Here is a 14799-nt window from a genome sequence, read left to right on the forward strand (position 1 = left end):
GCCCCAACGCCCGAACGCGGGATACAGCGGGTTTCACAGGAGGGAACGGATGGTCGAGGGGGAAAATTAGCCGGTACCGGACGCCGGCTGTCGGCCGCTGAAACATTTACTTTCATATAGCCCTGCGTTTTTTGCCCGCTCATTCGTCTCATTAAGATGCAGCCGTTCGCGTAGGCAAAAGCCACGACCGGTTTTTTCGGGTGCGCGGCTCCCTCTCAGGCCCCGCACCCTCCTCCGATGTCGAGAATCCGCTTTCCATGTCCAAGAAGTCACGTTCGAAAATCTGGTTCCTGGTCCATAGCTGGCTGGCGCTACCCATCTGGTTCTTTGTCCTGATCGTCTGCGTCACCGGCACCCTGGCCGTGGTCAGCCAGGAGATCGTCTGGCTGGCCAACCCGGATATCCGCGCCAGCAAGCCTAGCGATGACGCGCCCTTGCTCAGTTACGACCAGGTACTGGCCGCCATCAAGAAGAATGAGCCCGAGTTGATCGTGCAGTCGATCCAGCGCCCGGACGAAAGCCACTTCGCCCTGCTGGCCGATATCGGCTACCCGGACGGACGTTCGGTGACGGTCTACGTCAACCCCTATACCGGGGTGATCCAGGGCATCAGCCCGCCGTTCAACTTCAAGAACTTCACCCGCGCCCTGCACGGCTGGTGGCTGGTGCCGTTCACCGACGGCTACAGCTGGGGCTGGTACCTGGTGTCGCTGCTGGGGATACCGATGCTGGCTTCGTTGATCACCGGCCTGGTGGTGTACAAACGCTTCTGGAAAGGCTTTTTCAAGCCGACCCTGCGCTTCAACCATGGGGCCCGGATCTTCTGGGGTGACTTCCATCGGTTGAGCGGTATCTGGTCGATCTGGTTCATCGCGGTAATCTCCATCACCGGCACCTGGTTCCTGATCCAGGCCATTCTCGCCGACAACCAGGTCAGCATCGCCACCCGGCCCATCCCGGCCATCATCTCCCACGACAGTGCGCCACTGATGCCCGATGGCAGACCGGCACCCCGGCTCGGTGCCGACGAGGCCCTGCGTATCGCCCAGGAGCGGGTTCCCGGCTGGACGCCAGTTTCATCAGCCTGCCGGGCAATGCCTACAGTGCCTTCGAGGTCGGCGGCCGCAGCTGGTACCCGCTGATGTACCAGACCCTGGAACTGAACCCCTACACCGGCAAGATCGAGCAGTCGCGCCTGCTGTCGGACCGTACGGGCCTGGAGTTCGTCACCGAGTCGATGCGCCCGCTGCACACCGGTGACTTCGGCGGGTTGTGGGTCAAGCTGATCTGGTTCTTCTTCGGCCTGCTGCTGAGCATGATGGTGCTCAGCGGCCTGCTGATCTGGAGCAAGCGTACCGCCCTGGCCACGCTCAATGCCCTCAAACGCGGCAACAAGGCCGAACGGGCCGAAAAGGCCAGGCCCCGTAGCGCCCTCGGCACCGAAACTCCGGAGGTCAACCTGTGAGCAAGGCTGATGCGGCACATCCGATCTCGCCCCTGAACCGCCTCTGGCACAAGTGGCGCTTTCACCTGAACATTCTGCTGGTGCTGATCCCGCTGGGCTTCATGCCGCGCTACTTCTCGGACGCGGCGCTGTTTCGTGGCGACACCGGACTGGGCCAGCACGTCCACGAGCTGCAGGCCGGGCCCTGGAGCCTGCAACTGGCCGAGCTGTGGGATGAAGCGCCGCGCCGCGATGGTCCCGCCGGCTACTTCAAGAGTTTCAATGCCACGCTCTGCGCCCAGTGCGTCGGGCAGGTCAAGGCCACCTACCTGCGCGTCGGCAAGCCCCGCAGCCTGCGGGCAGCCGGGGTGATTTTCTTCGGCACCCCCTACCGCATGGGCGCCGTCGTGCCGATCCCGCAGAACACCGCCGACGACGCCGAGCTGTGGGTCACCCTCGAAGGCTGGGACGGCTCGGTACACCAGGCCTCCGTCCCCCTGAGCAAGGCTTCGCCACAAACCATTGCCTGGCTGAAAAAACAAGGTGCCCGCCCATGAGCCCACGACCTCGCTTCCTCTCCCCACGCGTCCTGCGCCAGTCGTTGGCCGGTGGCGCACTGCTGGCAGCCGCCGCTTTCAGCCTGAATGCCTGGGCCCACAACCCGATGTGCGAGTGCAAGCAGATCGACGCCGAGCAGATCCAGTGCAAGGGCGGTTTTTCCGATGGCAGCGGCGCCGCTGGCGTCACCCTGGACGTGATCGGCTATGACGAAACCGTGCTGCTGCCCGGCAAGCTGGGCGATGACTCGACGCGGACCTTCAAGAAACCCGATGGCGACTTCTACGTGCTGTTCGACGCCGGCCCCGGCCACGTCGTGGAAGTGGACAAGGCGGACATCGAAACCCCATGAGTACATCCACCACCCAGGTCGTGCGCCCCGCCGGTGCCGGCCATGAAACCCTCTATGTGCTGCTGTTCTGCCTGATCGTGCTGCTGGTCGCCGGTTCCGTGGTGGCGCTGCACGGCGAGAAACCGGATGTCGCCGCGCTCGCGCCCCATCAACTGGACGCCCGCCGTGACCTCACGCCGGGCGAACAGGGCATCTACGCCGACCTGCGGGTCACCCTCGACGAGATCCGCCTGTTGCAGCAGGACCAGCAGGCACTGCCCTCCCCCGCACAACTGGCCGAAGAAGGTTTTGCGCCCTTCGTCCAGGATGCCAGTTCGGTCAGCCGCGGCGGCCACACCTGGCAGTTGCTGGAGCAGCATGCCTACCTCGGCCTGAGCCAGGTCACGACGACGGCCGGCTCGTTCCTGATGCGGGTGGGCAACGACACCAACGCCGCGCCGGATATCTGGCTCAGCCGCGGCAACGGCCCGGCCGCGCCCGGCGACCTCACCGACAGCGCCCTGATCGCCGCCGGCTGGCAGCAGGTGGTCGCGCAATTCGACGCCGGCGTGACCCGCCAGCACCGGCACTGAGCCGCTCCAAAGACCGTTAACCCGGAGAAGATCGTCCTCTCATGTCCATTTCAGCCCTGTTCAGCCGCCGTCGCCTGCTCCTGGCCCTGCTGCTCGCACCGCTCCTGTCGACCTTCCAGGTCCACGCCGACACCGCCAAGCGCCTGCGCATCGGCATCACCCTGCACCCCTACTACAGTTACGTCGCCAACATCGTCGGCGACAAGGCCGAAGTGGTGCCGCTGATTCCAGCCGGTTTCAACCCCCATGCCTATGAGCCACGGGCCGAGGACATCAAGCGTATCGGTACCCTGGACGTGATCGTGCTCAACGGAGTCGGTCACGACGACTTTGCCGATCGCATGATCGAGGCCAGTGAAAAACCGCAGATCCCGCTGATCGAGGCCAACGAGAACGTGCCGTTGCTGGCCGCCACCGGCATCGCCGCCCGCGGCGCCGGCAAGGTGGTCAACCCGCACACCTTCCTGTCCATCAGCGCCTCCATCGCCCAGGTCAACAACATCGCCCGCGAGCTGGGCAAGCTCGATCCGGACAACGCCAAATTCTATACCGCCAACGCCCGCGCCTACGGCAAGCGCCTGCGCCAGCTGCGCGCCGACGCCCTGGCCAAGCTGACCCAGGCGCCCAATGCCGACCTGCGAGTAGCCACCGTGCATGCGGCCTATGACTACCTGCTGCGCGAGTTCGGCCTGGAGGTCACCGCGGTGGTCGAGCCGGCCCATGGCATCGAGCCGAGCCCGAGCCAGTTGAAGAAGACCATCGACCAACTGCGCGAGCTGGATGTGAAGGTGATCTTCTCGGAACTGGACTTCCCGTCCACCTATGTCGAGACCATCCAGCGCGAGTCCGGGGTGAAGCTCTACCCGCTGTCGCACATTTCCTATGGCGACTACACCGCCGACAAGTACGAGAAGGAAATGCGCAACAACCTCGACACCGTGGTCCGGGCGATCCAGGAGGCTGGCGCATGACCGCCGCCGAGAGCATCGAGCGCGTCGCCAGCGGGCCGACCCTGGACTTCGACACGATCGGCCTGACCCTGGGCCGCACCACCATTCTCGACAACGTCAGCTTCCTAGTCCGTCCCGGCCACGTGCACGCCCTGGTCGGCCCCAACGGCGGCGGCAAGAGCTCGCTGATCAAGACCCTGCTCGGGCAGATGCCGCACCAGGGTCGCCTGAGCCTGCAATGGCAAGGCGCACCGGGCACCATCGGCTACGTTCCCCAGGCCCTGGAATTCGACCGCGGCCTGCCGATGACCGTCGACGACTTCATGGCTGCCATGTGCCAGCGTCGCCCGGCATTCCTTGGCCTGTCCCGGCATTTCGCCGGGGCCATCGGCGAGGCACTTGAGCGGGTCGGCATGCAGGACAAGCGCAAGCGGCGCATGGGCGCCCTGTCCGGTGGCGAGCGCCAGCGGGTGCTGCTGGCCCAGGGCTTGATCCCGCCACCACAACTGCTGGTGCTCGACGAGCCGATGTCGGCGCTGGACGAAGCCGGCATTCAGGTGTTCGAGCGCCTGCTCGGCGACTGGCGCCGCGCCGGCATCACCGTGCTGTGGATCGAACACGACCTGGAGGCGGTCAAGCGCCTGGCCGACCGGGTCACCGGCCTCAACCGGCGCATCCTGTTCGATGCCACACCTGCCGAGGCACTGACCCCGGAGCGCCTGCTGACGCTGTTCTCCACCCATCCACGCAGCGCGGGTGTCCGACCATGAGCTATGAAGCCTTTCGCCTGATGATCCAGGGCTGGGCCACCGACGGCCTGCTGCCAGCCGCGCTGGCCTACGGTTTCGTGATCAACGCGCTGCTCGCCGGCCTGCTGATCGGCCCGGTGCTGGGCGGCCTCGGTACCCTGGTGGTGGTCAAGCGCTTCGCGTTCTTCTCCGAGTCGGTGGGCCACGCGGCGCTGACCGGTGTGGCCATCGGTATCCTGCTCGGCGAGCCCTACACCGGCCCCTACGGCAGCCTGTTCGGCTACTGCCTGCTGTTCGGCGTGTTGCTCAACTACCTGCGCAACCGCACCGGGCTGGCCCCGGACACGCTGATCGGAGTGTTCCTCTCGGTGTCTCTGGCCCTCGGCGCCAGCCTGCTGCTGGTGCTGGCCGGCAAGATCAACGTGCACATCCTGGAAAACGTGCTGTTCGGTTCGGTGCTGACGGTCAACGGCAACGACCTGCTGGTGCTGCTGGTGGTCGGCGCGCTGGTGCTGGGCCTGAGCCTGCCGCTGTACAACCGCATCATGCTGGCCAGCTTCAACCCGCAACTGGCGGCGGTGCGCGGCGTCGCGGTGAAGGCCCTCGACTACCTGTTCGTGGTGCTGGTGACCCTGATCACCGTAGCCGCGGTCAAGGTCATCGGCGCGATCCTGGTCGGTGCCTTGCTGGTGATTCCGGCCGCTGCCGCCCGCCTGCTCAGCCAATCGCTCAAGGGCTTCTTCTGGATTTCCGTGGCGATCGCCACCGTCAGCACCCTGAGCGGCATCCTGCTGCCGATCCTGTTCGACCTGCCCGTGCCGTCCGGCGCGGCGATCATCCTGATGGCCGGTATCGCCTTCGCCCTGGCGGCGATCGCTCGTGGCACCGTGCCCAGCCTCAAAGGGAATATTGGATAAATGCCGAATTTTCGCCCCCTCGCCCTGGCCCTGCTGCTGGGCGGCCTGTACAGCAGCGTATCGTTCTCCAGCCAGGCACCAATGCCGATCAACGCCAATCACGGCCTGGGCACGGTAGCCCTGCACGCCAGTAGCGAAAACCCGCCGGTGCGCATTCTGACCAGCCTGCCGGTCACCTATGGCCTGGGCGAGATCCTGCTCAAGGACAGTGGCGTCGAGCTGCAGCGTGCCGCCGACGCCAACCTGCCGGGCAGCCGCCAGAGCGCCTACTTCAGCGGCCGTGGCGCGCCGGCCCTGCAGAAGCTGGCCAACCAGGCCGACGCGGTGATCGGCCTGCGCTCGCTGTGGCCCGACGACCCGCTGTACATCATGGCCCGACGCAGCAATGTGCGCATTGTCGAGGTCGACGCCGCACGTCCGGTGGACGGCGGTCTGCCGGGCATCGCGGTACAGCCGGGCAAGGGCACCGACGGTCTGAACAGCCAGCCGTGGCTGTCGAGCAACAACCTGGGGCGCATGGCCGACGTGACCGCCGCCGACCTGGTGCGCCTGGCGCCCGCCGCCAAGCCAAGGATCGAGAGCAACCTGGCGACCTTCAAGCAGCGCCTGCTCAAGCTCAGCGCCGACAGCGAGACACGCCTGGCCAAGGCCGAAAACCTCAGTGTGTTCAGCCTCTCTGAGCGCTTCAACTACCTGGTGGGCGGGCTCAACCTGGAGCTGATCCAGGTCGATGCGCGCAGCGACGAGCAGTGGACACCCGAGGCACTGGCGAAGTTGAGCGAGACCCTCAAGGATGCCGATGTGAAGCTGGTGCTGGATCACCGCCAGCCGCCGGAAACGGTGAAGGCGGCGATAGCCAGGGCCGGTAGTACCCTGCTGGTGCTCGAAACCGAAAGCGTTGACCCGCTGACGGCGCTCGAAGACTCGATCCGGCAGGTGCTGGATACCCTGGCGCCGATCTAGCCTGTGGGTGCCTGTCAGTTTTTTTGGGGGGAGGCCAGTTCACGCACCCAACAAAAAAGGCACCTTCACCGGTGCCTTTCCTTTTTCGAGGGTGGCAATCAGGCCACCTGGGCGTCCATCTTCTGGCGCAGGCTCAAGGGCCGCATGTCCGTCCAGACTTCCTCGATGTAGGCCAGGCACTCCTTCTTGAAGCCGCTCTTGCCCACGGCTCGCCAGCCATTGGGGATCGCCTTGTAGTCCGGCCAGATCGAATACTGCTCCTCGTGGTTGACCACCACCTGAAAGACGATGTCATCGCGGTCGAATACTGAAGTCATTGCGGTTCTCCATGAGAGTGGGTTGAGGCCGCGCCAGTTGCGCGGCACTCGTGTAGTTGAAGACGTTCGGCCCCGGCAAAAAATTAGAGCTGGAGCAACGCGGCCTCCAGGGCCTGCCCGAAGATCCGGGCCACTTCGTCGACCTGCGCGGCAGTGATCACCAGCGGCGGCAGGAAACGCACCACCCCGCCATGCCGCCCGCCCAGTTCGAGAATCAGGCCACGCCTGAGGCACTCACGCTGAAGCAACGGCGCCAGGCGCGGCAAGGCCGGTGGGTGCCCCTGGGCATCCGGGGTGCCATCCGGATCGACCAGTTCGACCCCCATCATCAGCCCGCGTCCACGAATATCCCCCAGGTGCGGGAAATCGCGCTGCAACAGGCGCAGATGCTCGCCCAGGCGCTCCCCCATGGCCGCCGCGTGAGCCGGCAGATCATGCTCCTTGAGATAACGCATCACCGCGGAACCTGCGGCCATGGCCATCTGGTTGCCACGGAACGTCCCGGCATGGGCACCGGGTGCCCAGGTGTCGAGCCAGTCACGGTAGACCATCACCGCCAGCGGCAGGCTACCGCCGATGGCCTTGGACATCACTACCACGTCCGGAACGATACCGGCATGTTCGAAGGCGAACATCTTGCCGGTACGTCCGAATCCGCTCTGGATCTCGTCGACGATCAGCGCCACGCCGGCCTTCTCGGTGATCCGACGCAGGCCGCGCAGCCAGTCGAGGTCCGCCGGGATCATGCCACCCTCGCCCTGCACCGCTTCGACGATGATCGCCGCCGGCAGTTGCACGCCACCCTCGGGATCGTTCAGCAGGTTCTCCAGGTAATGCAGGTTGACCTTGACCCCGGCCGCACCACCGAGGCCGAACGGACAGCGGTAGTCGTACGGATAAGGCAGGAACTGCACACCGTTACCCAGCAGCGCACCCAGCGGTTTCTTCGGGCCCAGGCTGCCCATCAGGCTCAGCGCGCCCTGGCTCATGCCGTGGTAGGCGCCCTGGAACGACAGCACGGTACTACGCCCGGTGGCGGTACGTACCAGCTTGAGGGCGGCTTCCACCGCATCGGTACCGGTCGGACCGCAGAACTGGATCTTCGCTTCCCTGGCCAGGGCTTCGGGCAGCAGGCCGAACAGGTCCTGGACGAACTGGTCCTTGACCGGCGTGGTGAGGTCGAGGGTGTGCAGGGGCAGTTCATCGGCCAGCACCTGCTGGATCGCCTCGATCACCACCGGATGGTTGTGCCCCAGCGCCAGGGTGCCGGCACCCGCCAGGCAATCGATGAAACGACGGCCTTCGACATCCTCGACATACAGGCCCTTGGCCCGCTTGAGTGCCAGGGGAATGCGCCGCGGGTAGCTGCGCGCATTGGACTCCTGGCGGCTCTGCCGGGCCAGCAGCGGCGATTCGTCGAACTGGTAGAGTGTTTCCGCCGTGGGCTGGTCGGCATGGACCGACGGCTTTTCGATAAGGCTGGTAGCGACTGACATCTCTCGATCCCTCAATACGCGGGTGGGGTGGCCAAAACCTTGATCCGCGCGCGGACACGTGCGCGCGGATTGCATGTTCTGGAAACGCACCAGCGAGGCAGGGATTTACACCTGCCGGGGGATTTTTGAGTGGGTCGAAGCAGCGTCTGGGGGAGATATCCTGCCTCGGGTTGCTGCTGGCCTGTTCTCGAATAAATCCGCGAACAGGCCCCTCAAACCAGCGGCTTGCACATGGGAATCGCGGTCAGCCCCATGGCACTGAACGCCCGCTCCGTCTGCCGATACCCCAGTTGCCGGTAGAAACCCTCGGCGGTCAGGGTGCTGTTGAGCCATGCCGTGCCATGCCCTGTCGTCGCCAGCCAGGCTTCGAGCCCGGCCACCAGCGCCCGTCCGACGCCACGCCGAAACCATTCCGGCTGCACGTAGCACAACAGGATGCGCCCATCGTCACGCGCCATGCCCACGCCCGCCGGCTTGCCCCGCAGATGGGCCAGGTTCAGGTACAGGCGTGGATCGGCCAGCCAGGGCCGCACATGCCCGATACTGCGGCTGCGGGTCCAGGCCTCGACCCGCGCGGGCTCGTTGCGATGGTCAAGCGAACAGCCGATCCGGATCGAGCGCAGGAGTATCCGGCTGATGATCCCGGCATCGGCGGCGACGGCCGGGCGAATGTCGATAGCAGTGTCCATGGCGCATGACCTCAATCCGTTGAGCGACAGGCGTCAGACGATACTGCCACGGGCCACGCCCGGGCGAGCCGGGCGCGGTGACAGGATTTTTCAGGCCACTATGTGGCCTGCAGGGGCATGGTCAGTTCGACCCGCAGGCCGTCCGGCCGGCTGTCGAAATGCAGCACGCAACCGCAGCGCTGGACGATCGCCTGGACGATCGCCAGGCCCAGGCCACAACCGGTGCTCTTGCCGTTACGCCAGAAGCGCTGGGTCAGGTGCTGCAGGTCATCCTCGGCGATACCCGGACCATGGTCGCGCACCTGGAAGCGCACGCGATTGCCGGTGGTTTCCACGTTCAACTCCACCGGCGCATCCCCCGGCGTGTGGCGCAGGGCGTTGTCCAGCAGGTTGCGCAAGGCGGCAATCGACAGGGTCGACGGCATTTCCAGCGGTGCCGAGGAACAGGGCTCCTGCAGGTGCAACTCGATACGCTGCCGGTCGCCGTTGGCCGAATCCTGGATCGCCAGGCGCGCCACCTGTTCGGCGGTGCATTGCACGCCGTCGTCGAACGACAGGCTGCCTTCGACCCGGGCCAGCAGCAGCAACTGTTCCAGGGTCCGATGCAGGCGGTCGGCCCCCGCCTCGGCATGGGCCAGGGATTGGTCGCGGGCCGCACCTTCGGTCATGCGCGCCACCTGCAGGTGGGTCTTGATCGCCGTCAGCGGACTGCGCAGCTCATGGGCGGCATCGCCGGTCAGCCGACGTTCGCGCTCGATGGCCTTGCCGATGCGCTGCAACAGCTGGTTCTGGGTTTCCAGCAGGGGTTTCAACTCGCTGGGCAACGGATGGATCTGCAACGGCTCGAGGGAATCCGGGCTGCGTCGCTTCAGCGCGTCGCGCATGCGCTTGAGCGGCGCCAGCCCCTGGCCGAGCCCCAGCCAGAGCAGGAACAGGCAGACCAGCAGCGCAACACCCACCGGGACCGAGGCCGCCAGCAGCACCGACAGGTTCAGAGCCTCGCGCTCGACCTGACGGTCGGCGGTGGTGATGTGGATATCGCCCCGTACCAGGGTGAAGGTACGCCATGGCGCGCCATCGATCATCTGGTCATGGAAGCCGACACTGTGGGCCTCCAGGGCCTGCTCGGGGTTGTTATGGCTGCGGGCCAGCACTTCCCCCCGCAGGGAACTGACCTGGCAGGCCATGCCGCCGGTGATATTGAGCTGCTCGGAGCTGAAATGCGTGACATCGCCCCTGCCCGACATCATCGGCAACTGCTCCATCAGCCCGGCCACCATCCGTGCCGAAGCCACCAGGCGCTGGTCGAGGGAAAACATCATCTGGTGGCGCAGGTCGCTGAGCATCCAGGTCGCGGCCAGGGCCCAGATCAGGATGAACGCCGAACCGATGGTCAGGCTCAGGCGCAGCCGCAGGCTCATCATGCTTCTCCGTCACCCGCCGGCCCGAGGCGGTAGCCCAGGCCGCGTACGGTCTCGACGATGCCGTTGCCCAGCTTGCGGCGCAGATGATGGATATGCACGTTGAGAGCGTTGCTTTCCAGCTCGTCGCTGAAACCATAGACGCTGTCCTTGAGCTGCTCGCTGGACAGCACGCGGCCACGGTTGTGCAACAGCGCCTGCAACAGCGCCTGCTCGCGGCGCGAGAGGTCCACCGACTGGCCATTCAATGTGGTCACCCGGCTGCTCGGGTCGTAGCTGAGCGGGCCGTGCTCGATGAGGTTGACGCTGCGCCCGGCGACCCGGCGCAGCAGGGTCTGCAGCCGGGCGAACAGTTCACGCAGGTCGAACGGCTTGAGCAGGTAGTCGTCGGCACCGGCCTGCAGTCCGTCGACCCGGTCGGTCACCGAATCGCGGGCAGTGAGGATCAGCACCGGCAGTTCCAGCCCCTTGCTGCGCAACTGGGTCAGCAGCCGCAGGCCGTCCTCGTCGGGCAGGCCGAGATCGAGCACCATCACGTCGAACTGCGCCGCACGCAGCATCGCCCGCGCCGCGGCCGCCGTGGCGACATGCTCCACGGTCATGCCCTGGGCGGCAAGGCCGGCGACGATGCCGCTGGCAATCAACTCATCGTCTTCGCAAACCAGTACGTGCATGGGGTTACCTGTGCAAATATGTCCATTGAAACCCGGACGGATTAAGCGGCGATTATGCCGTGACTCCGTAAAGATAGTAACGTTCGCGCCCGCCACAGCAACCGCTGGGGCGGGTTAATGATCGGTTAATCGCTGGCCAGCACTCTTGGCCGGACAAGCTTGTGCACCAAGGACTTTTTTATGCGTTGGGTGTTGCCCCTTTTTTTCCTGATCTTCGCCAGCCTGGCCCAGGCCGGCAACGATCCGTTCGCGGTGAAAAAGCCGGAGTTCCCCCGGCCAATCAGGTTTTCGTCTTCAATTCGGAGAAATTGGCCTCCGGTCAGACCCGCCTGTACTGGCAGATCAGCGAGGGTTACTACCTGTATCAGAAGCGCCTGAAATTCGACGGCCTGGACCCGGGGCACCGCCCCGAGCTGCCCGAGGCCCTGGCGCACAGCGATGAATTCTTTGGCGACCAGCCGGTGTATCGCACCGAACTGGAAGTGCTGATCCCGGCCGATGCCCGTGGCAAGGTCAACGTCGGCTGGCAGGGTTGCGCCGATGCCGGGCTGTGTTACCCGCCCCAGACCCAGGTGGTCGATCTCGGCGACCTGGCGACAACACCACAGAAAGCGGCAACGTCCAGCCAGCCGGCACAAGCCCGGGACCAGTCCCTGGCCAGCAGCCTGAGCCAGCAGACGCTGGGCTGGAGCCTGCTGGCCTTCTTCGGCCTCGGCCTGCTGCTGGCCTTTACCCCCTGCACCCTGCCGATGTTGCCGATTCTCGCCGGCATCGTGGTCGGCAGCGGCGCCAGCCCACGGCGCGGTTTCGCCCTCGCCGGCAGCTATGTGCTGAGCATGGCGCTGGTCTACGCCGGCCTGGGCGTGCTCGCCGCGCTGCTCGGCGGCAACCTGCAGGCCTTCCTGCAACAGCCCTGGTTGCTGGGCAGCTTTGCCACCCTGTTCGTGGTGCTGGCCTTGCCGATGTTCGGTTTCTTCGAACTGCAGTTGCCCGGGGCCGTGCGCGACCGCCTGGAACGCGCCGGCCAGGGTCGTCGCGGTGGCAGCCTGGTCGGTGCCGGGATCATCGGCGCGCTGTCGGCGCTGCTGGTCGGTCCGTGCATGACCGCGCCGCTGGCCGGCGCCCTGCTGTACATCGCCCAGAGCGGCAACGTCCTGCTCGGCGGCCTGGTGCTGTTCAGCCTGGGCATCGGCATGGGCCTGCCACTGTTGCTGCTGGTGACCGTGGGCAATCGCTTTCTGCCCAAGCCGGGACTGTGGATGGACCGGGTCAAGGCGCTGTTCGGCTTCCTGTTCCTCGGCACCGCGATCGTGATGATTCGGCCGGTGGTGCACGAATCGCTGTGGCTCGGCCTGTGGGGTGCATTGGCGCTGGTGGTGGCCCGCTCGCTCTGGGTACTGGCACGGCAGCCCGGGCGCCTGGCGCTGTCGGCTGCCTGCCTCAGCCTGCTGCTGGGCCTGTGGGGCAGCCTGCTGGTGATCGGTGCCGCCGGTGGCGGCACTGACCTGTGGCGTCCGCTGCAGGTCTACACCGGGGGTAGCGGCCAGAGCGCGGTGAACCCTGCCAGCTTCGTCACCGTCAGCGAGCCGGCCGCGCTGCAGCGTGAACTGAACGCGGCCAAGGCCGGCGGACGGTGGACGCTGGTGGATTACTACGCCGACTGGTGCGTGTCGTGCAAGGTCATGGAGAAACAGGTGTTCGGCAAGCCCGAGGTGATCGCGGCCCTGCGCGATGTGCACCTGGTGCGCCTGGACGTGACCCACGACAACGCCGCCAGCCAGGCACTGCTGGGCCGCTTCGAAGTGCCCGGCCCGCCGACCCTGTTGTGGATCGCCCCCGATGGCAGCGAGCGCCGGGCCAGCCGCATCACCGGCGAAATCGACGCCGGCGGTTTCCTGCAGAACTGGAATAGCACACGGGATGCCCGCTAATGCTGACCCTGACCCTCGGAACCTTCGCCCTGTCGATCAACCATCTGCTGTTGCTGCTGGCCCTCGCCCTGGCGACGCTGGTTGGCTGGTGGGTGGCCAAACGCGGTGGCGACAACCCGGAGTCGGTGCTGTTCAGCCTGTTCATCCTGGGCCTGCTGGCTGCCCGTGGCAGTTTCGTGATCGCCTACTGGAGCTACTTCCGCAACGATCCGCTGCAGATCCTCGATATCCGTGACGGCGGTTTCCTGCCCTGGCCCGGCCTGCTGGCGATCGTGCTCGGCGCCGTGGCCTGGGCCTGGCGCCGGCCGGCGCTGCGCAAGCCGCTGGGCTTCGGTCTGGGCAGCGGCCTGGCGTTCTGGCTGCTGGCGAGCTTCTCCACGACATTCTACGAGCAAGGCTCCCGCCTGCCGGCCATTACCCTGCTCAATGCCGACGGCCAGACGGTGCGTTTGAGCGACTACCAGGGCGGGCCGCTGGTGATCAACCTCTGGGCCACCTGGTGCCCACCCTGCCGCCGGGAAATGCCGGTATTGCAAAAGGCCCAGCGCGAGCGCCAGGACGTGACCTTCCTGTTCGTCAACCAGGCCGAGAGCATGCAAAGCGTGACCACCTTCCTCATGACCCAGGGCCTGAACCTCGACAACGTACTGTTCGATGGCACCGGCCAACTGGCACAAAGCGTCGGCTCCATGGCCCTGCCCACCACCCTCATGTACAACGCCGAAGGCCAACTGCTCGGCAGCCACCTGGGCGAATTGTCCGAGGCCAGCCTGGCACGCGCCCTGGAGAACTTCGGTCCGCCACACCCCAACAAGGCCGTTCCGGCCACAGCAAGGAACCCGCTATGCCCTTCCACCGCCATCTGCTGAACCTGACCCTGGGCAGCGCCATCGGCGCCCTGCTGCTGCAGGCGCCCGTCCGGGCCGAGGAACTGCCCGCGCCGATCAGGAGCATTGAAGCCAAGGGCGCCAAAATCGTCGGCAGCTTCGATGCACCCGCCGGCCTGCGCGGCTATGCCGCCCAGTACCAGAACCGTGGCATGGCCCTGTACCTGACGGCCGATGGCAAGCATGTGATCGCCGGCAACCTGTATGACGCCGACGGCAAGGACCTGAGCCAGGCGCCGCTGCAGAAACTGGTGTACGGGCCGATGTCCAGGCAGGTCTGGGGCCAGATGGAAAAGAGCAACTGGATCGAGGACGGCAAGCCGGATGCACCGCGCATCGTCTATCTGTTCAGCGACCCGAACTGCCCCTACTGCAACATGTTCTGGGAGCAGGCCCGGCCCTGGGTCGAGTCCGGCAAGGTGCAGTTGCGGCACATCATGGTCGGAATCATCCGTGAAGACAGCCCGGCCAAGGCCGCCGCGCTGTTCGCCGCCAAGGACCCGCAACAGGCCCTGCACGACCATGAGAAGGCCGGCAAGGGCAGTTCGCTCAAGCCGCTGGCGAAGATTCCGGCGGATATCCAGGCCAAGCTCGATGCCAACACGAAGCTGATGGATGAGCTGGAATTGTCGGCCACGCCGTCGATCTTCTACCTCGACGCCAATGGCGACCTGCAACAGCAACAGGGCGCGCCGTCGCCGGACAAGCTGGTGAAGATTCTCGGGCCGAAGTAACCCTGCCGGCGATATCGGCCACGACCCCACACCTGTAGGAGCAGGGCTTGCCCGCGAAGCTCTTGGCGGCCTCGAGGGCCCTTTCGCGGGCAAGCCACGCTCCTACAGGCACGCGGGGTGCCCGAACCAGTAGTATCGATCGTTC

Annotated in this window: 14 protein-coding genes and 2 pseudogenes; 11 read left to right on the top strand and 5 right to left on the bottom strand. The window is 65.9% G+C overall.

What is annotated here, in order from left to right; all coding sequences use genetic code 11:
* The first annotated feature begins 257 nt into the window (after nucleotides 1–257).
* The 8 genes and pseudogenes from ACZ5KU_RS22000 (at nucleotide 258) to ACZ5KU_RS22035 (ending at nucleotide 6505) form a co-directional block, all read left to right on the top strand.
* A pseudogene (locus ACZ5KU_RS22000) lies at nucleotides 258–1465 on the top strand (PepSY-associated TM helix domain-containing protein).
* Nucleotides 1462–2001 (top strand): thiamine pyrophosphate-binding protein, encoded by a 540-nt coding sequence (locus ACZ5KU_RS22005; protein WP_464736269.1) that lies wholly within the window; start codon nucleotides 1462–1464, stop codon nucleotides 1999–2001. Before ACZ5KU_RS22000 ends, ACZ5KU_RS22005 begins: the two are co-directional and overlap by 4 nt.
* The gene (locus ACZ5KU_RS22010; protein ID WP_464736270.1) at nucleotides 1998–2354 is read left to right on the top strand and encodes a hypothetical protein; all 357 of its coding nucleotides are present in this window, start codon (nucleotides 1998–2000) and stop codon (nucleotides 2352–2354) included. The genes ACZ5KU_RS22005 and ACZ5KU_RS22010 overlap by 4 nt, the downstream gene beginning before the upstream one ends.
* Complete coding sequence (locus ACZ5KU_RS22015) at nucleotides 2351–2926, top strand: DUF6162 family protein (RefSeq protein ID WP_054060506.1); 576 nt, start codon at nucleotides 2351–2353, stop codon at nucleotides 2924–2926. The genes ACZ5KU_RS22010 and ACZ5KU_RS22015 overlap by 4 nt, the downstream gene beginning before the upstream one ends.
* Nucleotides 2927–2967: 41 nt before the next feature.
* On the top strand, nucleotides 2968–3897 hold the full coding sequence (locus tag ACZ5KU_RS22020) for a metal ABC transporter substrate-binding protein (protein ID WP_054060507.1): 930 nt from the start codon (nucleotides 2968–2970) through the stop codon (nucleotides 3895–3897).
* Entirely contained in the window at nucleotides 3894–4646 is a 753-nt protein-coding gene (locus ACZ5KU_RS22025; RefSeq protein ID WP_464736271.1) for a metal ABC transporter ATP-binding protein, read from the top strand. Before ACZ5KU_RS22020 ends, ACZ5KU_RS22025 begins: the two co-directional genes overlap by 4 nt.
* Nucleotides 4643–5542, top strand: coding sequence for a metal ABC transporter permease (locus ACZ5KU_RS22030; protein ID WP_054060509.1), 900 nt, complete (start codon nucleotides 4643–4645; stop codon nucleotides 5540–5542). Before ACZ5KU_RS22025 ends, ACZ5KU_RS22030 begins: the two co-directional genes overlap by 4 nt.
* Nucleotides 5543–6505, top strand: coding sequence for a metal ABC transporter substrate-binding protein (locus ACZ5KU_RS22035; protein WP_464736272.1), 963 nt, complete (start codon nucleotides 5543–5545; stop codon nucleotides 6503–6505).
* A gap of 98 nt (nucleotides 6506–6603) precedes the next feature.
* Here the strand turns inward: ACZ5KU_RS22035 and ACZ5KU_RS22040 are convergent, their stop codons facing one another.
* The 5 genes from ACZ5KU_RS22040 to ACZ5KU_RS22060 all read right to left on the bottom strand — a co-directional run bounded on the left by ACZ5KU_RS22040 (nucleotide 6604) and on the right by ACZ5KU_RS22060 (nucleotide 11102).
* On the bottom strand, nucleotides 6604–6822 hold the full coding sequence (locus ACZ5KU_RS22040; RefSeq protein ID WP_017905458.1) for an MbtH family protein: 219 nt from the start codon (nucleotides 6820–6822) through the stop codon (nucleotides 6604–6606).
* A gap of 83 nt (nucleotides 6823–6905) precedes the next feature.
* On the bottom strand, nucleotides 6906–8318 hold the full coding sequence (locus tag ACZ5KU_RS22045) for a diaminobutyrate--2-oxoglutarate transaminase (RefSeq protein ID WP_464736273.1): 1413 nt from the start codon (nucleotides 8316–8318) through the stop codon (nucleotides 6906–6908).
* Between the two features lie 212 nt (nucleotides 8319–8530).
* Nucleotides 8531–9007, bottom strand: coding sequence for a GNAT family N-acetyltransferase (locus ACZ5KU_RS22050; RefSeq protein ID WP_054062868.1), 477 nt, complete (start codon nucleotides 9005–9007; stop codon nucleotides 8531–8533).
* A 98-nt stretch (nucleotides 9008–9105) separates the two neighbouring features.
* Entirely contained in the window at nucleotides 9106–10431 is a 1326-nt protein-coding gene (locus tag ACZ5KU_RS22055; RefSeq protein WP_192842781.1) for a sensor histidine kinase, read from the bottom strand.
* Entirely contained in the window at nucleotides 10428–11102 is a 675-nt protein-coding gene (locus tag ACZ5KU_RS22060; RefSeq protein ID WP_054060514.1) for a response regulator, read from the bottom strand. Before ACZ5KU_RS22060 ends, ACZ5KU_RS22055 begins: the two co-directional genes overlap by 4 nt.
* A 180-nt stretch (nucleotides 11103–11282) precedes the next feature.
* On the opposite strand from ACZ5KU_RS22060, the pseudogene dsbD reads away from it, so the two are divergent.
* The 3 genes and pseudogenes from dsbD to dsbG all read left to right on the top strand — a co-directional run bounded on the left by dsbD (nucleotide 11283) and on the right by dsbG (nucleotide 14654).
* Nucleotides 11283–13033, top strand: a pseudogene (gene dsbD, locus ACZ5KU_RS22065) (protein-disulfide reductase DsbD).
* Nucleotides 13033–13902 carry a TlpA disulfide reductase family protein gene (locus ACZ5KU_RS22070; protein ID WP_273826427.1) on the top strand — a complete coding sequence of 290 codons (870 nt, stop codon included), beginning with the start codon at nucleotides 13033–13035 and terminating at the stop codon, nucleotides 13900–13902. The pseudogene dsbD and the gene ACZ5KU_RS22070 overlap by 1 nt, the downstream one beginning before the upstream one ends.
* Nucleotides 13878–14654 carry a thiol:disulfide interchange protein DsbG gene (dsbG, locus tag ACZ5KU_RS22075; protein WP_054060501.1) on the top strand — a complete coding sequence of 259 codons (777 nt, stop codon included), beginning with the start codon at nucleotides 13878–13880 and terminating at the stop codon, nucleotides 14652–14654. Before ACZ5KU_RS22070 ends, dsbG begins: the two co-directional genes overlap by 25 nt.
* Nucleotides 14655–14799 lie beyond the last annotated feature (145 nt).

The sequence above is a fragment of the Pseudomonas sp. Tof1 genome (assembly GCF_055390395.1).